The following is a 25,018-nucleotide window of genomic DNA, read 5'->3' on the forward strand; positions in this document are numbered from 1 at the left end:
CTCAGTACCCCCATTACACGCCTGTCGCATCAGCGGGGCATCCCGGGAGGCCGTTGTCCGGACGGCTCCGGATGCAGGGTCGGCCCGCGCGTTGAATGGTGATATCGGACCCGTTGATTCCACCGGGCCGCACAGCTTTCCGGATCCGAGGAGCCGAGATCATGCCGACGTCACAGCCCGACGCGTCCGGGCGTCCCGAGGACCGCGCCACCCCGGACGCCCTGCTCCACACCCGTACTGGCACCGAGGTGTCACCGGAGGACCTCGTCCTCGCCTCGGGCAAGGACATCACCCCGCACAGCCTGGAATGGGCCCGGCGCAAGCTGGCGGCGGAGGGGCCCGCGGCACTGGACAAGTTGCTGCCGTAGAAGGGGCGCTGGACAGGTCCCTGCCGTGGCCACCGCCGTGGTCGGGGCCCCGGATGCCCGGCTGTCGTCAGGCAGCCGGGCCCGGTGTCGCCGCTACTCGCCCTCCATGCACAGCACTTGGACCCGCTGGACGAGGTTGTTGGCGAAACCGCCACGGTTCCAGGGCTGTTCCAGTGGCTGGGTGTGGCCCTCCGCGTCGGTGGCCCGCGCGCTGAGGACGAACTCCCCCGGTTCCGCCCGCCAGTCGAAGCGCCAGCGCCGCCAGGCCCAGCGGTGGCCGGTGTCCGGTTCGAGCCGCGCCTCGTGCCAGGTGTGTCCCGCGTCCGTGCTGACCTCGGCCCTGGTCACCGGGGCCCGGCCCGACCATGCACGTCCCTCCAGGGTCACCGGGCCCGGCCGGACCACCCGGGCCCGGGACATGAAGTCCGGGAATCCGGGGGGCACGAGCAGGGCGCGCGGCGCGATCCGGGTGACCGGCTCGCCCTCGTCCCCGGGGTCCTGCCGAAGCCGGTAGGCGACGGTCTGCTGGAACCCGGTGAACGGCGTGTCGGTGACGGTGATCTCGCGCAGCCACTTCACGTGGGCCATGCCGTACCAGCCCGGTACGACGAGCCGCAGCGGGTGGCCGTGCTGCGGGGGCAGCGGTGCGCCGTTCATCGTGTGGGCGACCAGCACCTCGGGCTCGGTGCCGGTGGCCACGTCGACCGGCAGGGACCGCTGGTAGTCCTGTTCGACACCGCGCTCCACGCCGTGGTCGGCGCCGGTGCCCACCACGTCGACGGCGCCGGGCTCCACTCCGGCCTCGGCGAGCAGCAGCCGGAGCGGGACGCCGGTCCACTCGGCGGTGCCGACGGCTTCGACCAGCCAGGGCTGGCTGACCGGTCGGGGGGTCAGCAGGGCGCGGCCGTTGCCCGCGCACTCCAGGGTGACCCGGGTGGTGACCTGGGGGAAGGCCCGCAGGTCGGCCGGGGTCAGGGTGAGCGGGCGGCGGACCGTGCCGCCGATGCGGAGCCGCCAGGGGGTGTCCTCGGGGACGTAGGGGATGTCGTAGTGCGTGAGGACGTAGTGCAGGCCCGGCGGGGTGAGGTCGTGGCGCATCGCTTCGAGTGGCAGGCCGTGGTTGCGGGCGGCGAGCGCCAGTTCGTCCCGGCCGACGCCCTCGCCGGGTGCCGCCAGTCGGGCCGGGGTGCTCACGTCGCCGAGTCGGTGACCCATGGCGGTATTGTCCCGCGTCCGGCCACCCCTGTCGCGGTCCACGCGAAGCTCCCCTGCGGTCACGGCCCACGCAAACTCCCCGCGGTCGTCGCGCCCCTCGCAATCTGCGCCGCCCCGTAACGCCCCGCGCACGCCCCCCCGCAGTTGTCGCGACCGACGCAATCTCCCGCACCGCTGGCGCGGTCCAGGCATCCTCCCCCGCCGCCACCGTCCGCGAAAACTCCCCAGCAGACGTCCCGGCCCGCAAACCCCCGCACTCGCGGCGGACCATGCAATCTGCCCCGCCGCTGTTGCAGTCCGCGCAAGCTTTCGCCGCGGTGGTCCCGGCCGGCGCAAGCTCCTCAGAGTCGTCACGGCCCACGCAATCTGCCCCGCCGCGTCACGACCGACGCAATCTGCCCCGCCGTTGCAGCAGTCCACGCACCCTCCCCCGCCGCCACCGTCCGCGAAAACTCCCCAGCAGACGTCCCGGCCCGCAAGCCCCCTGCACGCGCGGCAATCCACGCAATCTGCCCCGCCGCTGGTGCGGTCCGCACAGCCTCCCCTCCGCCCTCGGGGCCGCGCCGGCTTCCCCGTTGTCTCGGTCAGCGGAGCTGCGGGCCGCGGGGCCTCCCCGGAAGTCGGGCACCGTCCGCGCAGTCTCCTCGGCGGCCCCAGCACAACATCCCCGTCCCCCCCGGCCCGTTCACACGCACTGCCGGTTGACCGCTCACCCTTTCGGAAAGGACCTCCCGGCTGCCAGACTTCCGAGGGTGCCCGACTTCGACATGCTCGTCATCGGATCCGGTCCGGGTGGTCAGAAGGCCGCCATCGCCGCGGCCAAGCTGGGCCGCCGGGTCGCCGTCGTCGACCGCCCCGACATGGTCGGCGGGGTCTCCATCCACACCGGCACCATCCCCTCCAAGACCCTGCGCGAGGCGGTGCTGTACCTGACCGGCCTCACCCAGCGCGACCTGTACGGACAGAGCTACCGGCTCAAGGAGGACATCACCGTCGCCGACCTGACCGCGCGCACCCAGCACGTGGTGGGCCGCGAGGTCGACGTGATCCGCAGCCAGCTCTCCCGCAACCACATCGCCCTGTTCGCCGGCACCGGCCGCTTCGTCGACGACCACACGATCGCCCTGCGCGAGGTCACCGGCCACGAACGGCTGCTCAGCGCCGAGCACATCGTCATCGCGACCGGCACCCGGCCCGCCCGGCCCGACAGCGTCGAGTTCGACGGCCGGACCATCATGGACTCGGACAACGTCCTGAACCTGGAACGGGTCCCGCGCTCCATGGTCATCGTGGGCGCCGGCGTCATCGGCATGGAGTACGCGTCGATGTTCGCCGCGCTCGGCAGCAAGATCACGGTGGTCGAGAAGCGCGCCGGGATGCTCGACATGTGCGACGTCGAGGTGATCGAGTCGCTCAAGTACCACCTGCGGGACCTGGCGGTGACGTTCCGGTTCGGGGAGACCGTGGCCGCGGTGGAACGGCATCCCCGCGGCACCCTGACCATTCTGGAGAGCGGGAAGAAGATCCCGGCCGACGCGGTGATGTACTCGGCCGGCCGGCAGGGGCTCACCGACGGCCTCGACCTCGACAAGGCGGGCCTGTCGGCGGACCCCCGCGGCCGCATCACGGTCGACGAGCACTACCGCACCGAGGTGCCGCACATCTACGCCGTCGGCGACGTCATCGGCTTCCCGGCGCTGGCGGCCACCTCGATGGAGCAGGGCCGTTCGGCGGCCTACCACGCCTGCGGTGAGCCGGTCGGGCAGATGCACAACCTCCAGCCGATCGGCATCTACACCATCCCGGAGATCAGCTTCGTGGGCCGGACGGAGGACCAGCTCACCGAGGACCGCGTGCCGTTCGAGGTCGGCATCTCCCGCTACCGGGAGCTGGCCCGCGGCCAGATCATCGGCGACTCGCACGGCATGCTGAAGCTGCTGGTCTCCGCCGAGGACCGCACCCTGCTCGGCGTGCACTGCTTCGGCTCCGGCGCCACCGAACTGATTCACATCGGCCAGTCCGTGATGGGCTGCGGCGGCACCGTCGACTACCTGGTCGACGCGGTGTTCAACTACCCGACGCTCGCGGAGTCGTACAAGGTGGCCGCCCTGGACGCCACGAACAAGCTGCGCCAGATCGACCGGATCGGGGACTGAACCCGCGACCCCCAGGGCCTCAGAGCTGCTCGGGGTCCTCGATCACGTGCACCGCCGCCTCCTCTGCGCCGGCCGCGCCCGCGTCGATGCCCACGTCGGTGGCGACCTCCTCCTTGGTGGTCGCCGAGTGGGCGCCCTCGTCGGGGGCGACCAGGCGTCCGGCGCGGTCGGTGCCGGCCTGCGGATCGACCGGCTCGCCCTCGCCACCGGGCAGGTCGCCCACCCCGTCGCCGAGGGGTTCGCCGGCCTCGGGGACCTCCTGGGCGAGGCGCTCGTCGAGGGTCTCGCCGTCGTGCTGTTCGGCCGCCGTGGTGCCGTGCCGGGTGACGCCGAGGGGCTTCTCCGGTGGCGAGTAGCCTTCGTCGAGGGTGTCGTCGTAGGTCCGCTCGTCGAGGGCGTCCTGGAGGTCGAGCGGCGCCGCGTCCTCCTGCTCCTCGTTGGTTCCGGTGGGCTGGTAGACGTCGTCGGCCATCGGGTCGCCGGACATGGGACGCTCCTTCACGCACGGGGTTGATCGGCGGTCCTGATCCGCGTTTCCCCGAACGCGCTCTCCAACCTCAAAAGGTGCGCGGAGTGGGCATTCCGCGGTTCGGAAGGTTACCCCCCAGTTAATCTTGAAGGCTCAAGGAATGGGGCTATTATCACTCGCACACGCGGAGTGACCGTCCGTCGACGCAGCGGCCGTACGGTCCTGCGCACCCCTCGTTTCCTTGCTGAACCACCCCTGGCCGAGGCCATCCCTCTCCGGTCCCGGGGCGGAGCCACCCCCCACCCTTTTTGCGCCGTGCGGGCGCCGGTGTCCGTGCGTCGTGCCCTACGGAAAGCAGCGCAACACATGAGCATCAACAGGGGCAGAGGGCTACAGGCCAACGCCCTCGGCACGTTCGACACCGTGGTCATGGCCGTGGCGGGCAGCGCGCCGGCGTACTCGATCGCGGCGACCACCGCGGTCCTGGTCGGGGCGGTGGGTCTGGCCAGCCCCGCGGCACTGCTGTACTGCGCGATACCCATGCTGGGCATCGCGCTCGCGTTCAGCTATCTCAGCCGCATCGACGTGAACGCGGGCGCCAGTTACTCCTGGGTGGGCCGTACGCTCCATCCCTTTCTGGGCTTCGTCAGCGGCTGGGCGCTGGTGATCTCGGCGACCATCTTCATGGTGGCCGGATCGCTGCCCGCCGGTTCGATGACGCTGGCCCTCTTCGACCAGGACCTCGCGGACAACACCGCGCTGTCGACCGTCGTGGGCGCGGCCTGGTTCGTGCTGATGCTGCTGGTGGTGCTCGGCGGCGCCCGGCTCACGGTGCGCGCCCAGCTCATCATGTCCGGCGTCGAACTCGCGATCCTGGCGCTGTTCGCGGTGCTCGCCCTCTTCCACACGGGCAGCGCCCGCGCCTTCGAGTGGTCCTGGCTGGGCTTCGGCCACTTCGACGGGATGCAGGGCTTCGCCTCGGGTGCGCTGATCGCCGCGTTCTACTACTGGGGCTGGGACGTCACCAGCAACCTCAGCGAGGAGACCCGCAACAGCCGCCGTACGACGGGACTGGCGGGCCTCATCGGGGTCGGCATCGTCTTCCTGCTGTTCGAGGTGTTCACCATCGCGGTGAACGTCATCCTCACCTCGAAGCAGATCGAGGACAACGACGCCAACGTCCTTGCCGTACTGGGCGAGGAGGTCTGGCCGGGCTGGGGCGGCAAGCTGCTGATCGTCGCGGTGATGCTGTCGACGATCGCCACCCTGGAGACCACGCTGATCCAGGTCACGCGGTCCCTGTTCGCGATGGGCCGGGACCGCACGATGCCGTCCGTGCTGGGCCGGGTGCACCGCCGCTGGAACACCCCGTGGGTGGCGATCGTGGTGGTCGGCGCGGTGGCGCTGATGATGTTCATCGCCTCCAACGCCCTCGGCTCGGTGGGCGACATCCTCTCGGACGCGATCTCCGCGATCGGCCTCCAGATCGCCGTCTACTACGGCCTGACGGGCCTCGCGGTCGTCGTCGCGTACCGCAAGATGCTGCTGAAGTCCCCGACCGACTTCCTGCTCGGCGGTCTGTGGCCGCTGCTGGGCGCCCTGTTCATGTTCTGGGTCTTCGTGGAGTCGCTGGGCGAGCTGAGCACGGCCGCGATCTCGATCGGCGTGGGCGGGCTGGCCGTGGGTCTGGTCCCGATGTTCTGGTACTGGAGGCGGGGCAGCGACTACTACCGGCCCGCACGGCTCGACGCGAGCCGTACTGTCGAGGCGGACTACGTTCCCGACGGCGGGGCGGCAGGGCCCTCGCTGGTCCACGAGGGTCTCCCCACCGACTTCTGAGGGGTTGTGCGATGGCGAGAGACCGATTCGCCCCCGAGTTCGACCCCGACTGCGGGGACGTCCCCCTCACCACCGCCCGACAGGACATCGTGATCGGCCGCTGGCAGGGGCTGCGTGAACTGCTGCGTGCCACCGGGCCCGACTGGCTCTCGCGGGGACACCGGGTCCGGATGCTGGCACAGGCCTGTGCGGGCAGTTCGACGGTGGAGTCGTGGCTGGCGGCCGAACCGCACAACGGCGACGCGCTGGTGCTGCGGGCGGCCACCGAGACGGCCAGGGCGTTCAACCTGGCCATCGCGGCGGGCCGGGGGGTGCCGATCGACCAGCGCCGCATCGACGCCGCGGTGATGGCCTGTCTCCAGGCCTCCGAGGCGTTCGTGGACGACCCGACGCCGTGGATCTCCCTGATCTCGGTGGCGCGGCTGTACCCGGCCGGGGTACGGCGCCAGGAACTCGGGCGCTGGTGGGACGAGTTGCACGCGCGGGACCCGTACAGCGTGGAGGGGCACCTGCAGGTCCTGCACTACTACTCGTCGCGCTGGCACGGCTCGAACGGCCTGATGTACGACTTCGCCCGCGACGCGGCCGGGGTGGCGCCGCCGGGGTCCGCGCTGCCGGTGCTGGTGCAGTACGCACGGGTCGAGGAGTACCGGTCGGCGGTGGACGCGGCCGACGGGGACCGCCCCGCGTCGGTGGGGCTCGGGCAGCACTGGAAGCACGACGGGGCGGTCAGTGACGTACGGCGGACCTGGCAGCGCTGGATCATGGGCCGCAGTGACCACACCGTGGTCCCCGGCGAGCTCCGCGACCTCAACTACCTGGCCCACGCGGCCTGTCTGGCCGGTGTCCAGGAGGTCGCCGTCCCGCTCCTGCGCATGCTGGACCGCCGCGGCACCCGCACGCCGTGGTCGTACACCGGTGAGGCGGAACAGCAGTTCACCAAGTGGCGCAAGGACTTCAAGGTGCGCACCTGAGCGGCGGCGACACCGCTCCCGGTCAGTCGGCGGCGGGCTGCTCCGCGAGCCCCGCCGTCCACTTCTCCTCGATCCGGCCCACCTTCCACACCACCAGGGCGACGATCCACGTGGCGAAGAACAGGCCCACGATGACGAAGCCGAGGAGGTTGAGGTCGAGGCCGCTGATCCAGTCCCAGAACGGGCCGTGCAGGCCGAGTTTGTCCGCGAGGAGGCCGAGGAGTTCGACCGTGCCGATGAGCAGGGCGACGGCCACGGACAGGCCGGTGATCGTCAGGTTGTAGTAGACCTTGCGGACCGGCTTGGAGAAGGCCCAGCCGTAGGCGAAGTTCATGAAGGAGCCGTCGACGGTGTCGAGGAGGGACATGCCGGCGGCGAACAGGACGGGCAGGGTGAGGATGGCGTACCAGGGCAGTCCCGAGGCCGCGCCGGATCCGGCCAGGACCAGCAGGGCGATCTCCGTCGCGGTGTCGAAGCCCAGGCCGAAGAGCAGTCCGAGCGGGTACATCTGCCACGGCTTGGTGATCGACTTCATGACGCGGCCCAGCAGACGGTTCATGAACCCGCGGTTGTTCAGCTGCTCCTCCAGCGCCGCCTCGTCGTAACGGCCGGAGCGCATCCGCCGGAACACCTTCCAGATGCCCGCCAGGACGACCAGGTTGACCGCGGCGATGAGGTAGAGGAAGGCGCCCGAGACAGTCGTACCGATCAGACCGGTCACGTCGTGGAGGCGGGAGTCGTCGTCGCGCACGGGTCCCGCGAGGGCCTTCACGCCGAGCGAGAGCAGCAGCGCCAGGACGAAGACCACGCTGGAGTGGCCGAGCGAGAACCAGAAGCCGACCGACAGCGGCCGCTGCCCCTCCCCCATCAGCTTGCGGGTGGTGTTGTCGATGGCCGCGATGTGGTCGGCGTCGAAGGCGTGCCGCATCCCGAGGGTGTAGGCGGTCACCCCGATGCCTACGCCGAAGGACTTCTCGCCGACGCTGTAGTGGTGCGGGGCGACGATCGCGACGAGGGTGACCCAGCCGATGACGTGCAACGCCACCACGACGGCGGCCATGCCGCCCGCCCTGACCCACTCCTGCCGCGTCATGGAGCCACGGACGCGGTGCCAGACCGAGCCCCTCGCGGGGGCGGTGGCGGGGAGGAGGGGCGGAGCGGAGTCAGGGGCGGCCGTCATCGGGCGGAGGATCCTTTTCGAAGGGGGTACGGCCGCGATCAGCAGCCTTGTGCCATCCTCCGGTACCTGCAAGTCATGTGCAGTAAAGCCCGTGGCAGGTCTTTCCCACGACTGGGGAAAGTGCCCTGTCAGGGCGTCGCGTGCGGCCCGTCCGGCCTGGCGCGCCGCTGTTCGACCATCTCCCGGCTCAGTTGCTCGGTCTCCGGTTCGGGCAGTCGCTCGAAGCCGTCCTCGGTGATGACGGAGACGATCGGGAAGATCCGCCGGTTGATGTCCGGGCCACCGGTCGCGGAGTCGTCGTCGGCGGCGTCGTAGAGCGCCTGGAGCGCGGCGAGCGCGGCCTCGCGGCGGTCGAGCCCCTTGCGGAACAGCTTCTTCAACGCGCCGGAGGCATACGGCGAGCCGGAGCCCTCGGCGTGGAAGCCGGTCTTCTCGTAGAGCCCGCCGGCGATGTCGAAGCTGAAGATGCGGCCCCGTTCGCCCTCCGGCCTGGCCGGGTCGTAGCCGGTGAGGAGGGGGACGACGGCGAGGCCCTGCATGGCCTGGCCGAGGTTCTGCCGGATCATGCCGGCCAGGCGCCGGGCCTTGCCGTCGAGGGTCATGGCGACGCCCTCGATCTTCTCGAAGTGGGTGAGCTCGACCTGGTAGAGCTTGACCATGTCGAGGGCCAGCCCGACGGTGCCGGCGAACGCGACCGCCGTGTGGTCGTCGGCCGGGTGCACCTTCTCCAGGTCACGCTGGGCGATGAGGTTGCCCATGGTGGCCCTGCGGTCACCGGCGATGAGGACGCCGTCGCGGAAGGAGAGGGCCAGCACGGTGGTGCCGTGCGGCACCTGGTCCGGTGCGGCCCGCACCCCGTCGGGCAGGACCCTACGGGTGCTGAGCAACTCGGGGCGGTGGGCCGCCAGGAACTCCGTGAAGGACGACGACCCCGGGGTGAAGAACTCCTCCCCCAGCCGTCCGCCGTGTTCGTTCCATGTCATCGCACTCCCCCTCGCCTCCGGCCGACACCCGGAGTCCTACCAGAAGCACGGGGACCGGAAACGCCGGTCGGCTCAAGCCCCTTGCCCGGGACCCGGCAACGCCGCTCGGCTCACAGCGCCTTGCGCCGGATCAGCAGGGCGAGCACCAGCAGCCCGGGGAGCAGGGGCAGCCACACGGTCAGCAGCCGGTAGCCGAGCACCGCGGAGGCGGCCGCCACGCCCGGCGCTCCCCCGGCGGTGAGGGCGAGGGCGAGCGCCGCGTCGAGGGAGCCGAGGCCGCCGGGGGTGGGCAGCAGGGCGGCCGCGCTGCTCGCGGTGAGGTAGAGCAAGGCCACCAGCGGCGGGGCCAGCGGCAGCGCGACGGCCCGGGTGACGGCGATCAGCACGACCGCGTGCAGGACCGCGAAACCCAGCGAGCCGCACCACAGGGCCGCCGCCCGGCGCGGCCTTGCGTGGACCGCCCTGATGTCGGCCAGGACGAGCGCCAGGGCCCGGCGGCAGCGCGGCCACAGAGCGGCCGCGAGGAGCCCGGCCAGGACGACGGCGGCCCCGGCCGCGAACACCCACCCGGCGGACAGCCGCGGCAGCCCGAGGACACCGGGACAGGCCGTCGCGAGTACGGCGATGAGGGCGGCCCGCGTCAGCCCGCCCGCCGTGGCCTTCACCGCGAGCGCGGTCACCGAGCGGGCGGCCGGCAGCCCGCACCGCATGAGGAAGCGCAGGTTGACCGCGCCGGTGCCGAGACCGGCGGGCACCAGCTGGCCCGCGGCACCGGCGGCGAACTGCGCGGCCACCAGCCGCCTGGCCGGCAGGGGCCGTAGCACCGCACCCTGTTGGGCCAGTGCCGAGCACACCCAGGTCACGGCGGCGGCCGCGGCGGCGGCGAGCAGCCAGCCCCGATCGGCCGCGGCCAGTCGCAGGGCGCCGGTCTCCAGGAGGGGCCAGTGGCGGCGGGCCAGACACCCCGCGGCCGTCAGGACGGCGACCGTGAGGGCGAGTTGCCCGTACGCGCGCCCGCGGCCGAGGGCGACGGCGACCTGCTCGGACGTCATGTCGGCCCGGGTTCGCTCTGTTTCGGCGCGACATGGAGGACCATCCCGGCGGCGGGCCGGGTGGGCCAGTCGCGGGCGTAGGCGGGCGGCGAGCCGCCGGGCCGGGTCAGGACGGCGACGGGCATACGGCGGGACGCGTCGAGGATCTTGGTTTCGGTGCTGTTGGTGTTGGGTCCGAACGCGGCGGCCGAGGTGCACCCGGCGTAGTAGGCGACGGGGACCGACAGGTAGCCGGTGAGCACACAGGGCGGCCGCACTCCGAGGCGGTGCAGCTCGGCCGCGGTGTCCGCCCAGTCCTGGTGGGAGTTGGTGGTGCGGTTGACCGCGCGCTCCAGCACGGCGTACTGCACCGCCAGATGGCCCGTCAGCCCGATCGCGAGCAGTACCGCGGCGACCGGACGCCACCGGCCCGCCGGGGTGGTCGCGAGGTGGAACAGCGCGTCGGCGACCGGAATCGCCATCAGGAGGTAGGCGGGCAGCAGGAAGCGGGGCGCCGCGTAGCCGATCAGGAACAGGTAGGGCACGGCGGCCGTCGCGGCGCAGGCCAGCGGGACGAGGGTGCGTGCCGTGCGCCCGGCCCGCACCGCGACCACCAGGCCGACGGCGGCCAGCAGCGGGAGCACGAACCACCACGTCATGACGGCCGGGTTGGGCAGTGGTCCGGTGCACGGCCGGCACAGGGCCCGGCCGCCGAGGCTGCGCAGTTGGTCGACGACGGCGAACTGCGGGCCGAGGCCGCCCTGGATGCGGGAGCCTTCGTGCAGTCGCTCGGCCAGACCGCCGTAGCTGGTGTACGCCTCGACCACCCACTGCGTGCCGCCCAGGACCAGGCCGGTCACGAGGGCGGCGACGGGCCGCGGGCGGCGGGTCATGGCGGCGACGACGAACAGCGGGACGGTGACCCACACGGCGTCGGTGGGCCGCATCCACGCCATGAGCGCGACGCCGGCCACGACGCCCCACAGGGCCCTCGGGTTCTCCCGGGCCCGCAGGAAGCAGCCGACCGCGCCCAGCGCGCCGACGGCGACCCAGTAGTTGGGCATGGCCTGTGGGCCGTAGAACAGGGTGATCCACAGGGAGGCGAACAGGGCGCCGCCGACGGCCAGGACGCGGTCCGGGAAGAGGCCGCGCCAGGTGCGCAGGGCCAGGTAGAGGGCGAGGCCGGACAGCACGGCGAGGTAGACGCGCAGGAGTTCGGTCGACGTCGACCAGCTCGCGATCGGAGCCACGAGGAGCGAGACGCCGCGGGCGCGCGGGGCGCTGAAGAAGGCCGCCGGGGCCTGGGTGCCGACCTGGCTGACGTAGACGGTCTCGTCCCAGCCGAGGCCCATCCCGGGCCGCACCAGCAGGAGTTGGGCCAGTGTGAAGGCGGCGGCCACCGCGGCGACGAGTCGCCTGCCCCCGGCCCACGGGGATCCGCCGGGGTCCACCGGCGGGGTTCGTCGTCGCGCACCGGTCAGCAGGGCGCTGTCGCCGTGGGCCATCGTCCTCGTCCACCCCTCACCCCGTCTGCCGCGGGGACTGGTCCATTACAAAGGCAAGGACAAAGTAACCCGCGGCGAAAGGGGGTGCAGGGTGGAGTTCGGCCAAGCGGCGACTGGCCGGATCTCCCGTCGGTGCTCAGCGCGCGTGCGGGGCGCGGTGCGGGGGCTGGCTCGGTGCCGGCCGGTCCCGCGGTGTCGGGACGGGGCGGACGACCGGGCCGTCGTCGCCCAGGGTCACCGGGGTGCCGTGGTGGCGGATCGTCAGGGGGGCGCCCGACACCAGGGTGTACGTCGCCTTGTCCGGGCCGATCTCCACGCGCAGACAGCGGTCCAGGAGCCGGAGGTTGAAGGCGAGCCGGCTGAACCGATCGGGCAGGCGGGGCGCGAAGCGGAGGGAGTCGCCGTCCCGGCGCAGTCCGCCGAACCCGGCGACCAGGGCCGTCCAGGTACCGGCGAGGGAGGCGATGTGGAGTCCGTCGCGGGTGTTGTTCTCCAGGTCCGCGAGGTCCATCAGCGCCGCCTCCGCGGTGTAGGCGTAGGCCAGGGAGAGGTGGCCGGCGCGGGCGGCGACGACCGCCTGGACGCAGGCCGACAGGGAGGAGTCCCGTACGGTCAGCGGTTCGTAGTAGGCGAAGTTGCGGGCGATCTGCTCCTCGTCGTGGAACTCCTCGAACCAGTTGCTGCACAGGTACATGGCCAGGACCAGGTCGGCCTGTTTGACGACCTGTTTGCGGTAGAGGTCGAAGTAGGGGAAGTGCAGCATCAGCGGGTACTGGTCGGCGCTCGTGCCCGCGAAGTCCCACGGCTGGTGGCGGGTGAAGCCCGCGTGCTGCTCGTGCACCCCGAGCTCGTCGTTGTAGGGGATGTGCACGGCGTCGGCGGCGTCCCGCCAGGCGGCGCTCTCCTCGTCGTCGACGCCGAGCGCGGCGGCCCGCTGCGGGTGGCGGGCGCAGACCTCGGCGGCGGCGAGGAGGTTCGCGCGGGCCATCAGGTTGGTGTAGGTGTTGTCGTCGGCGATGGCGCTGTACTCGTCGGGCCCGGTGACACCGTCGATGTGGAAGACGCCGCGATGGTCGTGGTGGCCGAGCGAGCGCCACAACCGGGCGGTCTCCACGAGGAGTTCGACACCGGTGTCGCGTTCGAAGTCCAGGTCGCCGGTGGCCTCGGTGTAGCGCACCACGGCGTCCGCGACGGCCGCGTTGACGTGGAAGGCGGCGGTGCCGGCGGGCCAGTACGCCGACCCTTCCGAGCCGTCGATGGTGCGCCAGGGGAACGCGGCGCCCTTCAGGCCGAGTTGGGCGGCGCGGTCGCGGGCGGCGGGCAGGGTGTGCTGCCGCCAGCGCAGGGCTTCGGCGACGGCACGGGGCTCGGTGTAGGTGAGCAGGGGCAGCACGAAGGTCTCGGTGTCCCAGAAGGCGTGGCCGTCGTAGCCGGAGCCGGTCAGGCCCTTGGCGGGGATGGCGCGTTCCTCGGCGCGGGCGCCCGCCTGCAGGACGTGGAAGAGCGCGAAGCGGACCGCCTGCTGGATCTCCTCGTCGCCGTCGACCTCGACGTCGGCGCGGCCCCAGAAGTCGTCGAGGTAGCCGCGCTGTTCGTCCAGGAGTCCGTCCCAGCCGCTGTGGGCGGCGGCGGCCAGGGCCGCGTCGACCTGGTCGCTCATCGCGGGCCGGGAGCGGGCGCCGGACCAGCCGTGGGCGACGAGCTTCTCCACCCGCAGCCGCTGTCCCGGCTCCAGCACCGAGGTGACGGTCAGCCGGGCCAGGTCGACCATCTGCTCGCTGCTGGTGGTGGTGCGTCCGGGGCCGTCGATCACGTGGTCGGCGGCCACGGCGACCCTCAGGCCGCTCTGCCGGGTGCGGTGCACCAGCCGCAGCCGGGTGCCCTCGGCGTAGCCCTCCTCGTGCTCCAGGGGGGACTTCAGGGCCTTGGCGGCACGCGGGTCACCGTTCGGTCCGGGCAGGCTCTCGTTGGTGACCAGCTCGGACTGGATCACCACACGGGTGCGGCTGTCGACGGGCTCCACCTCGTAGGCCACGGCGGCGATCGCCCGCTGGGTGAGGGAGACCAACCGGGTCGAGCGCACCCGGATCCGGGAGCCGGCCGGTGAGATCCACTCGCAGGACCGCTCCAGGACGCCCCGGCGCAGGTCGAGGGTGCGTTCGTGGGAGACGAGACGGCCGTAGCGCAGGTCGAAGGGCTCGTCGTCGACGAGGAGCCGGATGATCTTGCCGTTGGTGACGTCGATGACGGTCTGGCCGGACTCCGGGTAGCCGTAGCCGGCCTCGGCGTACGGCAGCGGGTGGAGTTCGTGGACGCCGTTGAGGTAGGAGCCGGGCAGGCCGTGCGGTTCGCCCTCGTCGAGGTTGCCGCGCCAGCCGACGTGGCCGTTGGACAGGGCGAACACGGACTCGCTCTGGGCCAGGACGTCGAGCTTGAGGGAGGTCTCGCGGACGGCCCAGGGTTCGACGGTGTAGGAGCGGTCGGTGATCACGCGTGTCCTCCCAGTTCGGCGAGACCCTTCACGACGATGTCCGCGCCGTGCTCGTACAGGGCGTCGGTCTGTCCGACGCGGTCGAGGCCGACGACGTATCCGAAGCCGCCCGCGCGGCCCGCGTCCATGCCGGCGAGGGCGTCCTCGAAGACGGCGGAGCGGGGTGCGTCCAGGCCCAGGTCCTCGGCGGCGGCCAGGAAGGTGTCCGGGCGCGGCTTGCCGGGCAGCTTCCGCTCCTTGGCGACCACGCCGTCGACGCGTACGTCGAAGAGGTCCTCGGCGTCGATCGCGCGCAGCACGTCGCGGCAGTTGGCGCTGGAGGAGACGATCGCGGTGCGCAGTCCCCGGGCGCGGGCGGCGCGGATGTAGGCCAGGGTGTCGTCGTAGGCCTCGACGCCGTCGGTGCGGATCTTCTCCAGGACGAGGGCGTTCTTGCGGTTGCCGAGGCCGTTGACGGTCTCGGCGCCGGGTGGGTCGTCGGCGTTTCCCTCGGGCAGTTCGATGTCGCGGGAGGCCAGGAAGGTGCGTACGCCGTCGGCTCGCGGCAGACCGTCGACGTACTGGTCGTAGTCGTGGTCGTCGAAGGGCCGGAAGTGCTCGCCCTCGCGCTCGCGCAGGAAGGCGTCGAACATCTCCTTCCAGGCCGCCGCGTGCACGACGGCCGTTTTGGTGACGACCCCGTCGAGGTCGAAGAGGCAGGCCTTGATGTCTTCGGGCAGACCGAGATCCGTCATACAGGACACGGTTCCCTGCCTTTCGCTTTGCCAACAGGTGGATTCAGTCGTGCGGGAACGAGTGGTGCTCGTGGGCCACCAGCCAGCGGCCGCGTTCCTTGCGCAGGCCGAAGGTGAGCCGGAGCCGGAAGCCGGGGTGGGCGGCGAGCTCCTCCGGGGTGGCGCAGCGCAGCAGGGCGTGGGCGTAGGCGACGTCGCTGCCGGCGGTGACGTGGAGGGTCTCGATGTCGAAGCAGGCGCCCTGGGCCTGCCAGGCGAAGAAGGGCGGCCAGTGCGCGCGGTAGGCGGCGAGCCCCCGGATGCCGTGGTGGGGCGGGGGCACGTCGAACATCACGATGTCCTGGGCGTGGTCGGCGACCACACCCGCGAGGTCGCCGCGGTGCACGGCGGCGGCCCACGCGGTGATGAGAGCGCGGATCTGCGCCTCGTCGGATGCGTCGGAGTCGTGGGTCACGGTGTGCCCTCCTTTCTCCCCCTTCCGCATCCAGGGTGCCTGGCCGGCCTGTGATCCACGAATGACACACTCGGCGTGTGCCGCTGACCTTCGACGACCTCGTGACCCGAGCGCGCTCCCTCGCCCAGCACGGCAGGCGGACCGTCCTCGGAATCGCCGGCTCCCCCGGCTCCGGGAAGACGACCCTCGCCGAACGGCTGGTGCGGGCGCTGAACGGCTCGGGCGAGCCCTGGGTGGCGCACGTCCCGATGGACGGCTTCCACCTCGCCGACGTGGAGCTGGACCGGCTCGGGCTGCGCGACCGCAAGGGGGCGCCCGAGACCTTCGACGCGGCCGGTTACGCGGCGCTGCTGCGACGGCTGCGCGAGGAACGGGACGAGGAGATCGTGTACGCGCCGGGTTTCGAGCGGGTCCTGGAGCAGCCGCTCGCCGGGGCGATCCCGGTGTTCCCGACAGCCCGGCTGATCGTGACGGAAGGCAACTACCTGCTGCTGTGGCCCCGGGTCCGCTCGCAACTGGACGAGGTGTGGTTCTGCGAGCTGGACGAGGACGAGCGACTGCGCCGCCTCATCGCCCGGCACGAGCAGTTCGGCAAGACCCACGAGGAGGCGGTGGCATGGGTCCTGCGCTCGGACCAGCCGAACGCGCGGCTGGTCGCGGCGACCCGGGACCGGGCGGACCTGGTGGTACCGGCGCGGACACGCACCCAGGGGGCGGGGGAATGAGCGACCAGAGCCCGACCGTGCGTGTCCGGGTGGCCGCCTACGTCCTGCGCCGGCGCGCGGGACGCGCCGTGGAACTGCTCGTGTTCGACCACGACGCGGACCTGCCGCCCGGCACGCACGTCCCGGCGGGGGGTGTCGCCCCGGAGGAGTCACTGGAACAGGCCGTGGTGCGGGAAGTCGCGGAGGAGAGCGGGCTGACCCGCGTGCGGGTGCTGCGGCCTCTCGCGGAGGAGCACACCCCGCACCCGATCCGCCGCTTCCCCCGCCACACCACCTTCTTCGAACTGGAGGTGGACGACGACGCGGACGTCCCCGACGCGTGGGACCACCATGTGACGGGCGCGGGGCGCGACAACGGCATGACGTTCCACTGCCGTTTCGAGCCGCTGCCCCTGGCGTTCCCGTTGGCGGACGGCCAGGACGCCTGGTTGGACCGTCTGGAAGCGTGAGGCACCGGCCCGCTCGGGTGCTTTCCTGACTGCGCTCAGCAGGCCGACAGAGTCAGCTCCGGCTCCCCGTGGGCGTCGCCCCCCACGTCCCCGATCCTCGCCGTGAACGCCTCCGTGCGTACCGTCAGCCCGGCGCCGTCACGCGTGAAGGTCGCCGTGACGGTGGCTCCGGGGCCGTAGCGGACGACGAAGGCGTGCAGGTCGTCGGGGGCGTCCGGCACGGGGTCCGCCTCCAGGGCCGTGGAGCTGACCAGGTGGCGCCAGCCCTCGTCGGGGTTGCCGTAACCGCGGGGATCGGCAGCCAGCGCGAAGGCGGCGAGCTCCTGGGTGGTCTCCGCGCGGGCGTCGAAGTGGTCGATCCCCTCGGCCGAAGGGTGCGTCAGCCGCAGCGCGCCCACGGAGGCCACCTCCCCCTCGGCCGTACGGCGCACCCGGTCGCCGTCGTCCTCGGCGTACGGCAGCCCGGCCAGCAGGTAGGGAGTGCCGGGGAGGCGCTCGACGGTCACGGTGGTCCACAGGCTCGTGCCGTCGGTGACGTACAGGGACTGGAGGTGGCGCAGGACGTGGTCGCGGCCGACGACCGGCTTGGTGACGAGCTTGGCCGTGAGGCCGTCGGTGCGCAGATCGCGGACCCGGACCTCGCCCATGGGGCGGCACAGCAGGAAGCCGTCGACGACCGGACCGAAGCCGTGCTGGCGGTTCACGGCCGCCGGCAGGTAGTACGTGCCGGCCGCCTCGACGACCGCCGGTGTCAGCTGCGAGTCGAAGGCCACCGAGACCGTGCCCGCGCGCAGTTGGTGGCGGGCGGTGGCCGCGGACGGCTCCCGGTGCCAGCGGGTGGTGTCCTGGCTCTGCCAGACCAGCATCCAGGCGAAGTGGCCGTCCACCCCGCCGTCCTCCTTGACCGCGTGCCGGGCCCAGCGGCTGTCGCCCCGGTAGCGGCCGAGGTCGGCGCCGATGCGGGCACCGAAGTAGCGCAGACCCAGGACCGACTCGAAGGCGGAGTGCTGTTCGCTGTAGCGCGGACCGCCGTTGTCGAAGCCCCCGTTGGTCAGGCGGGCGTCGATGTAGCGGGCGAGGGTGTCGCCGTCCTCGGCGAAGATCTCCTCGCCGCTGATCCGGTGGGCCTGGGCGAGGAAGGACAGGGAGATCGGGCCGTAGTTGTTGTCGTAGGCGCCGCCGTGCTCGGGGGGCAGGGCCGCGCCGCGGTCGGTGACCCGGTGGGCGCGGATCTCGTCGGTGTACAGCTGGAGTGCCCGGGCGCGGACCGACTCCCTTTCCCCGCCGGGCAGATGGGCCGCCAGCATCAGGCCGCCGACCACGCAGCCGATCGCCTGGTTGCCGGCCTCCTGCGGGTTGAAGAAGGTCGCCTCGGTGAGCCAGCGCCAGTATCCGCGGGCCAGGTCGAGGAGTTCGGCGCGCTGTCCGTCGTCGACCAGTCCGTCGGCGGCGTCGAGGATGTTCACCGCCTGGAGCAGCGCCCACACCGTGCTGGGCCAGTCCCCGATGGGGTGCGCGCCGGCCGCGAGGGTGTAACGGGCGTACGGCAGGCCCGAGTTCCGCTGCCTGAGGTTCGGGTAGCCGGGGTTGTCGTCGGTGTAGACGCGCTCGCGCAGGTGGAAGGCGAGGCTGCGGGCGACCGCCTCCGGGAGCCTCGGGTCCTTGCCGCGCTGCCAGGCGTGGGCGAGCAGCGAGGTGATGCCGAGGGAGGTGTCGCCGATGTCGTCGACGCAGTCGGGGTGTTCGAGGCTGCCCTCGGGCGTGAGGCGGGCGATGGCCTGCTCGGTGACGTCGGCGAGGACGGCGTCGTAGGCCTCCGGGGTGTCCGGCAGGTCGTGGAGCGGACCGAGCTGGCGGGGGAGGTGCACGGGGATCAGTCCTTCATGCCTGAGAGGTGGCGCGCAGTGTGAGGGTCAGTGCCTGCGGTCCGTGCCCACCGAGGTAGACGCGGTTCCCGGTGGTCGCGTCGGTGCCGCCGGTCACGGTGTAGTCCTGGCCCGGGTCGTAGCGCAGTATGTCGCTCCGGTCCGGTCCGGCGAGCGGTTCGCCCGTCTCGACGGTGGCCTCGACCCGGATCCCGTCGTCGCCGACGCGGTAGGTCATCGGCTCGGTCGTCAGGCACCAGCGTCCGTCGCCGAGCGGTACGGCGCCCTGCGGTTCGCCACCCGGCCGGAAGGTCAGTTCGAGGGCCCAGGGCACCGTCGGCCCGCTGATGTCGATCCGCAGGTCGGCCCCGTCCTCCCGGAGGTCGACCTCCACTCGGGTCGTGTGGGTGACCTCGTCCTGAGGGCGGTCGGGGAAGGCCATCGCCGCGGAGAAGCGGCCCTCGTCCACCAGGCGGTAGGCGCCGTCGTCGCGCCTGCGGTCCTTGGGGAGCGGCTGGTAGTAGGCGGTGGTGAGGGTCTGGGTGAGCCGGTACCGGTGGTCGTCGAGCCGTTCCATGTCGGCGGCGCGGAACGGGCCCAGGTCGAAGAAGGCGCGCGAGAGGCGGACCGCGTCGAGGACGGCGGCACCGGCGAACAGGCGCAGGAAGGTGGGGTTGCAGGCCAGGCCCGAGCGGATGCGCCGGTGCTCGGGCACGTCGGAGCCGCCGTGGACCACGGTGTGCGCGGTGGCCGAGACGTGGGCGGCGAGACGTGCGGTGGGGAGGTACCGGTGGCGCGGGAGCCGCTCCGCGTCCGGGTCCGGCAGGGCGCGGGACAGGTCCGGGGTGAGGAGCGTCTGGGCGAGCAGGTCGGGATCGTGGATGCCGTCGGCGGCGGCGAGGCGGGCCGCGCGGGCGAAGTCGCCCCGGCCGGTACGGATCGCGAGCAGCCGGTAGTGCGGGAGGTAGGGCCACAGCGCGAACGGCATCCGCTGGTCCTGCCGGCGCGAGTGGACGGTCTCCACGGTGCCGTCCGGCCTGATCAGGTCCAGGGTCGCGGTGAGGTTGCGTTCGACGGCGTCCGCCAGGTCCGGGCGTCCGAGCACCTCGGCCAGCAACAGGAGCGCGGGGTTGGTCACGATGGACGCGTAGACGGCGCTGCGTTCCGAGTACAGGCCGTCGGCGTCGATGTCGACGCCCTCGGCGAGCCACTCCTCGGCGCGGGCGAGGAGCCGGTCGTCGGGGAAGGACCGGTGCAGCCGGGCGAGCGCCGCGCTCAGCTCCCAGCGGTGGTTCGGGGTGTGCACGCCACCGGTCAGGAGCGCCTCGGTGGCGGCTGTCGCGATCTCGGCCAGCGCCGCCCTGACCTCGTGCAGCTCCGGCCCGGCGCCGGCCGCGAGGACGTACGCGTCGCACACGTCGTTGACGGTGAACGCGGAGTCCGGCGGCGACTGCACGTTGTCGCCGCCCGCGAAGAGGCCCGAGGCCGTCTGCACGGACCGCAGGGCACGCAGGTGGGTCAGCGCGGCGGCGACGGCCCGCTCGCTGCCGTGCAGGGCCGACTCCGGCGAGCGGTACGCCGCGACCAGGGTCTTCACCCGCCGGGCCAGGGCGCGGTGCGGCTCGATGAACTCCGCCGACGGGTCGGCCGACCCGTCGGCGGCGAGCGCTGCCGCGCGGACGAACTCGTGGTCGAGCGGGAAGGGCAACGTCAGTCCTTCAGTCCGGCGTTGATGTCGGCACCCATGACGTACTTCTGGAAGACCAGGAAGATCGCGATCAGCGGGATCATGGAGATCACGGACGCGCCCAGCAGGACCGACCAGTTGATGTTCTGCGCGCCGACGATGCTCTGGATACCGATCTGCACGGTGAACTTGTTGGGGTCGTTCAGCATCAGCAGCGGCCAGATGTAGTCGTTCCAGCGCCACTGGAAGGACAGGATGGCGAGGGTCAGCATGATGGGCCGGGACAGCGGCACCATGATCCGCGCGAAGATGGCGAGTTCCCGGGCGCCGTCGATGCGGGCGGCCTCCACGAGTTCGTCGGGGACCGTCAGGAAGAACTGGCGGAACATGAAGCATCCGGTCGCGGTGAGCACGGCCGGGAGGATGATGCCGGCGAACGAGTTGTAGAGGCCGAGGTTGCGGACCACCAGGAACTCGGGGGCGAGCATGACCTCGGACGGCAGCATCGTGGTGGCCAGGATGCAGATGAAGAAGAACTTGAGCCACTTGTTGTCGTACTTGGCCAGGGCGTAGCCGGTGCAGCAGCTGACACCCACCGTGAGGATGGTCGTGACCACGCACACGATGGCCGTGTTGATGAAGTACTGGGAGAAGTTGGCGCTGTCCCAGGCCGCCTTGAATCCCGACAGGGTGGGGTTGTGCGGGACCAGCGTCAGGGGGTAGGAGAAGAGGTCGCTGGACGGCTTCAAGGAGCTGAGGATGAACCACAGCACCGGGAAGCCGTACAGGCACGCCATGATCCACAGCAGTGTCGTCGCGGACACGGCCTGCCGGAGCCCCCCGGTGGCCGTCCTGCGGGGCCGCTTCCTGGAGACGCTCCGCCGGGAGCCGACGTCGGCCGGGCGCGGGATGTCTGTGGTTGTCATCGGTTCTCCACCCGTCGGTTGACGATCAGCTGGATGATCGCGACGGCCATCAGGATGAGCATGAGCACGAACGACGCGGCGCTCGCGTAGCCGATCTGGCCCCGCTTGAAGCCGGTCTCGTAGATGTACTGGACGAGCAGGTTGTTCGAGGTACCGGGTCCGCCGTTGTTGAGGGCGACGAACACCGGGTACTCCTTCATCGAGTTGATCGTGTTGAGCAGGATCACGATGAACGAGGTGGGCGCGATGCTCGGCAGGGTGATGCTGAAGAACTGGCGCCAGGGGCCGGCGCCGTCGAGCGAGGCCGCCTCGTAGTACGACACCGGCACGTTCTTGATCGCCGCGATGAACAGCAGCATCGTGAAGCCCGTCCAGGCCCAGGCCGCCGCCATCACGACCACGAGCAGCGAGAGGTCGGCGTTGGACTGCCACGGCACGGCGTCCCCGCCGAACTTCTCGATGACGTAGTTGACGAGGCCGAAGTTCTCACCGAACATCCACCGCCACAGCACACCCACGACGATGGGCGACAGCAGCCAAGGGATGAAGAAGATGACACGGGCGACGGACCCGCCCTTGGCGTGCTTGCTCACCACGAGGTTTGCGGCGAGCAGCGAGACCACGAAGTTCAGCGGGACGAAGAGGACCGTGTACAGCAGCGTCCGGGTCAGCGCGTCGTAGAACGTGGAGTCCCCGAACAGGTTCTGGTAGTTGTCCAGCCCGATCCACTGGAACGCCCCCACGCCCGTGTAGTTGGTGAACGAGTAGAGGAGCCCGATCACCGCCGGCCAGACGAAGAACAGCGCGAAGAGCACGACGTTGGCCGCGATGAGGACGAGCGGCGCAAGGGTGTACTTGCTGCGTCTCCTTGGCGGACTCGGCGAGCTCACCGACACGACCGAGGCGCGTTTTGTCATCTTCCTGTCTCCGTGCTGGTGGAAGGGATTGCTGCGGGCTCAAGCCCTGAGCCCGGCGTCCGGGGGCGGCCGGGGCCGGGCGGCGGGGTGGGGACACCGCCGCCCGGGCGCTGGTGGCCTGCGGTCAGCCGCCGACCTGCTGGTTGTAGCCGTCCACGATGTTCTGCAGGGCCTTGTCGGCCGACTGCTGGCCGTTGATCGCCTTGCCGAGCTCCGTCTTGGTCGGGTCCTCGGTCAGGCTCTTGCCCTTCAGCACCCACTGCGTCTGCGCGTTGTTGAAGTAGCCGGAGATCGGCGCGTAGAGCGGGATCTCCTGGTTGTAGAGCTTGAACGCCGCCTGCGCCGCCTCGGACTTGAAGGGGTACGTCGGGTTCAGACCGCTCTCGACCGGCAGGAAGCCGGACGTCTCGCACAGGACCTTGTAGTGGGCCGGCTCGTACAGCCAGGACAGGAACTTCGTGGCGGCGGTGGCCGCGGCACCGTTGTTGTTGAAGCCCACGACCATGCCGCCGCTGTTGACGTCACTGGCCTGCACCGGCTGGGCGGGGGTCGGGACGCTCGCCCACTCGAACTTCTTGATGCTGTCCGCGAAGGCGGGCACCTGCCACACACCGGACCAGTAGGCGACGACGTCACCGCTCTGGAACATGGCGGACGGGTCGGCGCCGGACGTCCACACCGACTTCGGCATGGTCTTGTCGTCGTTCCAGCCGACGAAGGTGTTCACGGCCTTCTTGGTGGCGTCGTCCACCGAGAACTTGCCGGAGTCGTCGGCGTGGACGTACTTGCCGCCCATCTCGTACACCATGGCGCGCAGCCGGGACGGCGACTGGTCGAAGGTCAGGGAGTACTTGGCGCCGGTCTTCTCGCGGACCTTGTTGGCCGCGGCGATGAAGTCGGTCCAGGTCCAGGTCTTCGCCGGGTCGGTCGGGAAGGAGACGCCGGCCTTCTCGAAGAGCGACTTGTTGATGAACAGGCCGGACGCGGTGACGTCCGAGGGGATGGAGAGCACCTTGCCGGAGGAGTCCTTGGCAAGGAAGTTCTGGTTGATGTTGTTGCTCTTCTTGTCGGCGATGGACTTGAGGTCGATCAGCTTGCTCGACCAGATCGGGTCCAGCGCCGGGACGGCGGCCACGTCGGGCAGGGAGTTCGCCTGCGCGGCGTTGTGCAGCTTCGTCGTGTAGCCGTCGTAGGGGATGTTGACGAGCTTGATGCTGACGCCGGCTTCCTTCTTGTAGTCGGCCACCACCTTCTTCCAGCCCGCGTCCTGGCCCGGAACGGTGGAGATCCAGAAGGTCAGCGACTTGGACGTGCCGCCGGAGCCGGAGTCCCCTCCGCAGGCGGTGAGCGTCAGTGCACCTGCCGTGACAACGGCAGCGAGCGGAACCAGGCGGCGCATCCCGCCGCGGCCGAGTCGGCGCGTGCGCCGTACACCCACAGTGGTCATCTTCGATCCCTTGTTTTCGTCGTAGGAGACGGAGCCCGGCACCGGTCGAGCGGCACGGGGGCATTTTGCAGGAAAAGTCACTTTCCGGGGGCGCGGCCTCGCCCGGCCGCGTCGTCCACGCGGGGTGAGCTCCCCGGCCGTCCTGGCCGTCACCGCACGGGCACGCCCTCGTGCGGTTGCCGTACGTCGAGTACGGGCGGGACGCTCGCCCCAAGCCGGCGTCCCGGCCGACTTAGAAAGCGCTTGTCCGGACATTGGCAGACCGAGTCCGAAACCGTCAATCCTTCGTCCGCACAGGCTGGGTCACGGTTTGGACTCCTCTGGCGACCGCGAGGCGTGCGGCGCCCACGACGGTGCCGAGATCGCCGACCTGGCTGCTCACCACCTCGGTGGGCCAGCTCAGCCGCTCCAGCTCGGCCCGCACACCGGGCAGGAGCTGCGGAAACGCACCGGTGCTGCCGCCCAGCACGAGCAGCCCGGGGTCCAGTACGGCGGTGACGGCGGCGGCCAGCCGGCCCACGTCGACGGCGTGCCGGTCGACGATCGCGCGGGCCGCAGTACTGCCCTGCCCGGCCAGCGAGAACAGCTGCTCGGCGGTCCGCGGGCAGGGGCCGTCGGATTCCGGCCAGGCCTCCGCCGCCCGGCGCAGCAGGGAGCGGGCCCCGATGTACTCCTCCAGGGCCTCGTGGCGGGGCTCCAGGTCGTCGTCCCAGGGGTAGGGCAGCCGGGCGAGCTCACCCGCCGCGCCGTTCGCGCCGGCCAGCACCTGGCCGCCCACGACGATGCCGAGACCGATACCGACGCCGATCCGCAGATAGCCGAAGGTGTGCCGGCCGCGGGCCGCGCCCTCGTGCAGTTCGGCGAGGGCGGCGCAGTTGACGTTGTTCTCCAGGTGGACGGGTACTCCGGGCGGCAGCGCGACGGTCACCGCGTCGAAGACCGGGCCGGCCTTGGCGGTGGCGGGGCGCATCCGCTGCGGCGCGGTGACGTCACCGACGGCCACGACGATGGTGCGCAGGGGGGCGTCGGGGGGCAGCGCGGACAGCGCCTCCCGTACGACGTCGGCGGCGTCCTCCCGGGGTCCGGTGGCCTCGGCGAGCAGGGTGCCGTCCAGGGCGCAGCCGCGTACCCGGGTGAGGGCGGGGCCCAGGTCGACGGCGAGCACGGCGCCCGCGGCCGGGCCGAGCCGGTAGACGGCGGCACTGCGCCCGGTGGCGCCGGACGAGGTGCCAGAGTGGGCGGCGAGGTGGACGCCCTCCAGTTCGGCCACGGCGGCGGAGACCGTCGGCTTCGACAGGCGCGCGAGGCTCGCCAGCTGCGGCCGCGTCGCGGTGCCCGCCTGGGCCAGCACGGCAAATACGGCGTTGGCGCTCTCGGTCAGACGGGGGGTTCTTACCACGTCGTGTTCCACAGTTCCCCCAGGTCACAGGCTGCTCTCCCGGGCCGGGCGGCTCGGTGGAGGCGGCGATGGGTTGCTCCGGCGGCGCGCGTGCCCGGCTCGGGGAGGATGCCCGGGAAGCCGGGGGCGCGACGCCTATTGACACGCACTGTACTTCGTTAGTTAACTTCCTAACGAACGTCACGGTACTCGCCTGCCGTGGTC

The 25,018-nt window shown here is 71.5% G+C and carries 21 protein-coding genes; 6 read left to right on the plus strand and 15 right to left on the minus strand.

All coding sequences use genetic code 11. From position 1 onward, the window contains the following. Positions 1–161: 161 nt before the first annotated feature. Positions 162–368 (plus strand): hypothetical protein, encoded by a 207-nt coding sequence (locus tag OHN19_RS02300; RefSeq protein ID WP_330262462.1) that lies wholly within the window; start codon positions 162–164, stop codon positions 366–368. 93 nt (positions 369–461) lie between these two features. Here the strand turns inward: OHN19_RS02300 and OHN19_RS02305 are convergent, their stop codons facing one another. Then, entirely contained in the window at positions 462–1,583 is a 1,122-nt protein-coding gene (locus OHN19_RS02305; RefSeq protein WP_330262463.1) for a sulfite oxidase, read from the minus strand. Positions 1,584–2,335: 752 nt separating this feature from the next. Here OHN19_RS02305 and sthA point away from each other — a divergent pair. Beyond that, positions 2,336–3,739 (plus strand): Si-specific NAD(P)(+) transhydrogenase, encoded by a 1,404-nt coding sequence (sthA, locus tag OHN19_RS02310; RefSeq protein ID WP_330262464.1) that lies wholly within the window; start codon positions 2,336–2,338, stop codon positions 3,737–3,739. Between the two features lie 19 nt (positions 3,740–3,758). On the opposite strand, the gene OHN19_RS02315 is transcribed toward sthA, so the two are convergent. Beyond that, positions 3,759–4,226 carry a DUF5709 domain-containing protein gene (locus tag OHN19_RS02315; protein WP_330262465.1) on the minus strand — a complete coding sequence of 156 codons (468 nt, stop codon included), beginning with the start codon at positions 4,224–4,226 and terminating at the stop codon, positions 3,759–3,761. 348 nt (positions 4,227–4,574) lie between these two features. Between OHN19_RS02315 and OHN19_RS02320 the strand changes: the two genes are divergently transcribed. Both OHN19_RS02320 and OHN19_RS02325 read left to right on the plus strand, forming a co-directional pair. Further along, positions 4,575–6,047, plus strand: a complete 1,473-nt coding sequence (locus OHN19_RS02320) for an APC family permease (protein WP_330262466.1) — start codon at positions 4,575–4,577, stop codon at positions 6,045–6,047. An 11-nt stretch (positions 6,048–6,058) separates the two neighbouring features. After that, the gene (locus tag OHN19_RS02325; protein ID WP_330262467.1) at positions 6,059–7,021 is read left to right on the plus strand and encodes a hypothetical protein; all 963 of its coding nucleotides are present in this window, start codon (positions 6,059–6,061) and stop codon (positions 7,019–7,021) included. Positions 7,022–7,043: 22 nt separating this feature from the next. Here the strand turns inward: OHN19_RS02325 and OHN19_RS02330 are convergent, their stop codons facing one another. The 7 genes from OHN19_RS02330 to OHN19_RS02360 form a co-directional block, all read right to left on the minus strand. Continuing rightward, a complete protein-coding gene (locus OHN19_RS02330) occupies positions 7,044–8,201 on the minus strand; it encodes a HoxN/HupN/NixA family nickel/cobalt transporter (RefSeq protein ID WP_330262468.1) in 1,158 nt (385 codons plus the stop codon). A gap of 128 nt (positions 8,202–8,329) precedes the next feature. Continuing rightward, on the minus strand, positions 8,330–9,184 hold the full coding sequence (prcB, locus tag OHN19_RS02335; protein WP_330262469.1) for a proteasome subunit beta: 855 nt from the start codon (positions 9,182–9,184) through the stop codon (positions 8,330–8,332). A gap of 110 nt (positions 9,185–9,294) precedes the next feature. Beyond that, positions 9,295–10,236, minus strand: coding sequence for a lysylphosphatidylglycerol synthase domain-containing protein (locus tag OHN19_RS02340; RefSeq protein WP_330262470.1), 942 nt, complete (start codon positions 10,234–10,236; stop codon positions 9,295–9,297). Next, positions 10,233–11,720, minus strand: a complete 1,488-nt coding sequence (locus tag OHN19_RS02345) for a hypothetical protein (RefSeq protein WP_330262471.1) — start codon at positions 11,718–11,720, stop codon at positions 10,233–10,235. The genes OHN19_RS02340 and OHN19_RS02345 overlap by 4 nt, the downstream gene beginning before the upstream one ends. A 136-nt stretch (positions 11,721–11,856) precedes the next feature. Next, positions 11,857–14,211: a glycoside hydrolase family 65 protein gene (locus tag OHN19_RS02350; protein WP_330262472.1), complete on the minus strand. Its 2,355-nt coding sequence runs from the start codon at positions 14,209–14,211 to the stop codon at positions 11,857–11,859. Beyond that, positions 14,208–14,945, minus strand: a complete 738-nt coding sequence (locus OHN19_RS02355; RefSeq protein WP_330262473.1) for a beta-phosphoglucomutase family hydrolase — start codon at positions 14,943–14,945, stop codon at positions 14,208–14,210. Before OHN19_RS02355 ends, OHN19_RS02350 begins: the two co-directional genes overlap by 4 nt. 43 nt (positions 14,946–14,988) lie before the next feature. Continuing rightward, positions 14,989–15,399 (minus strand): SgcJ/EcaC family oxidoreductase, encoded by a 411-nt coding sequence (locus OHN19_RS02360; protein WP_330262474.1) that lies wholly within the window; start codon positions 15,397–15,399, stop codon positions 14,989–14,991. 77 nt (positions 15,400–15,476) lie between these two features. On the opposite strand from OHN19_RS02360, the gene OHN19_RS02365 reads away from it, so the two are divergent. Together OHN19_RS02365 and OHN19_RS02370 are read left to right on the plus strand one after the other, a co-directional pair. Next, a complete protein-coding gene (locus OHN19_RS02365) occupies positions 15,477–16,124 on the plus strand; it encodes a nucleoside/nucleotide kinase family protein (protein WP_330262475.1) in 648 nt (215 codons plus the stop codon). Then, entirely contained in the window at positions 16,121–16,573 is a 453-nt protein-coding gene (locus tag OHN19_RS02370; RefSeq protein WP_330262476.1) for an NUDIX domain-containing protein, read from the plus strand. The genes OHN19_RS02365 and OHN19_RS02370 overlap by 4 nt, the downstream gene beginning before the upstream one ends. Positions 16,574–16,608: 35 nt before the next feature. On the opposite strand, the gene OHN19_RS02375 is transcribed toward OHN19_RS02370, so the two are convergent. The 6 genes from OHN19_RS02375 to OHN19_RS02400 form a co-directional block, all read right to left on the minus strand. Then, entirely contained in the window at positions 16,609–18,441 is a 1,833-nt protein-coding gene (locus OHN19_RS02375; protein WP_330262477.1) for a hypothetical protein, read from the minus strand. A gap of 13 nt (positions 18,442–18,454) precedes the next feature. Next, the gene (locus OHN19_RS02380; protein ID WP_330262478.1) at positions 18,455–20,146 is read right to left on the minus strand and encodes a hypothetical protein; all 1,692 of its coding nucleotides are present in this window, start codon (positions 20,144–20,146) and stop codon (positions 18,455–18,457) included. 2 nt (positions 20,147–20,148) lie between these two features. Beyond that, positions 20,149–21,051 (minus strand): carbohydrate ABC transporter permease, encoded by a 903-nt coding sequence (locus OHN19_RS02385; RefSeq protein WP_330262479.1) that lies wholly within the window; start codon positions 21,049–21,051, stop codon positions 20,149–20,151. Then, complete coding sequence (locus OHN19_RS02390) at positions 21,048–21,968, minus strand: sugar ABC transporter permease (RefSeq protein WP_330262480.1); 921 nt, start codon at positions 21,966–21,968, stop codon at positions 21,048–21,050. Before OHN19_RS02390 ends, OHN19_RS02385 begins: the two co-directional genes overlap by 4 nt. A 124-nt stretch (positions 21,969–22,092) precedes the next feature. After that, on the minus strand, positions 22,093–23,415 hold the full coding sequence (locus tag OHN19_RS02395; RefSeq protein WP_330262481.1) for an extracellular solute-binding protein: 1,323 nt from the start codon (positions 23,413–23,415) through the stop codon (positions 22,093–22,095). A 277-nt stretch (positions 23,416–23,692) separates the two neighbouring features. Next, a complete protein-coding gene (locus OHN19_RS02400) occupies positions 23,693–24,814 on the minus strand; it encodes an ROK family protein (protein ID WP_330262482.1) in 1,122 nt (373 codons plus the stop codon). Between the last annotated feature and the right edge of the window lie 204 nt (positions 24,815–25,018).

Source organism: Streptomyces griseorubiginosus (assembly GCF_036345115.1).
Classification (GTDB): domain Bacteria; phylum Actinomycetota; class Actinomycetes; order Streptomycetales; family Streptomycetaceae; genus Streptomyces; species Streptomyces griseorubiginosus_C.

What these genes read in the sequence shown, in the direction of transcription:
- OHN19_RS02300 (WP_330262462.1), top strand. Translation starts at nt 162, where the DNA reads ATGCCGACGTCACAGCCCGACGCGTCCGGGCGTCCCGAGGACCGCGCC.
- OHN19_RS02305 (WP_330262463.1), bottom strand. Translation starts at nt 1,583, where the DNA reads ATGGGTCACCGACTCGGCGACGTGAGCACCCCGGCCCGACTGGCGGCA.
- OHN19_RS02315 (WP_330262465.1), bottom strand. Translation starts at nt 4,226, where the DNA reads ATGTCCGGCGACCCGATGGCCGACGACGTCTACCAGCCCACCGGAACC.
- OHN19_RS02320 (WP_330262466.1), top strand. Translation starts at nt 4,575, where the DNA reads ATGAGCATCAACAGGGGCAGAGGGCTACAGGCCAACGCCCTCGGCACG.
- OHN19_RS02325 (WP_330262467.1), top strand. Translation starts at nt 6,059, where the DNA reads ATGGCGAGAGACCGATTCGCCCCCGAGTTCGACCCCGACTGCGGGGAC.
- OHN19_RS02330 (WP_330262468.1), bottom strand. Translation starts at nt 8,201, where the DNA reads ATGACGGCCGCCCCTGACTCCGCTCCGCCCCTCCTCCCCGCCACCGCC.
- prcB (WP_330262469.1), bottom strand. Translation starts at nt 9,184, where the DNA reads ATGACATGGAACGAACACGGCGGACGGCTGGGGGAGGAGTTCTTCACC.
- OHN19_RS02340 (WP_330262470.1), bottom strand. Translation starts at nt 10,236, where the DNA reads ATGACGTCCGAGCAGGTCGCCGTCGCCCTCGGCCGCGGGCGCGCGTAC.
- OHN19_RS02345 (WP_330262471.1), bottom strand. Translation starts at nt 11,720, where the DNA reads ATGGCCCACGGCGACAGCGCCCTGCTGACCGGTGCGCGACGACGAACC.
- OHN19_RS02355 (WP_330262473.1), bottom strand. Translation starts at nt 14,945, where the DNA reads ATGACGGATCTCGGTCTGCCCGAAGACATCAAGGCCTGCCTCTTCGAC.
- OHN19_RS02370 (WP_330262476.1), top strand. Translation starts at nt 16,121, where the DNA reads ATGAGCGACCAGAGCCCGACCGTGCGTGTCCGGGTGGCCGCCTACGTC.
- OHN19_RS02385 (WP_330262479.1), bottom strand. Translation starts at nt 21,051, where the DNA reads ATGACAACCACAGACATCCCGCGCCCGGCCGACGTCGGCTCCCGGCGG.
- OHN19_RS02390 (WP_330262480.1), bottom strand. Translation starts at nt 21,968, where the DNA reads ATGACAAAACGCGCCTCGGTCGTGTCGGTGAGCTCGCCGAGTCCGCCA.
- OHN19_RS02395 (WP_330262481.1), bottom strand. Translation starts at nt 23,415, where the DNA reads ATGACCACTGTGGGTGTACGGCGCACGCGCCGACTCGGCCGCGGCGGG.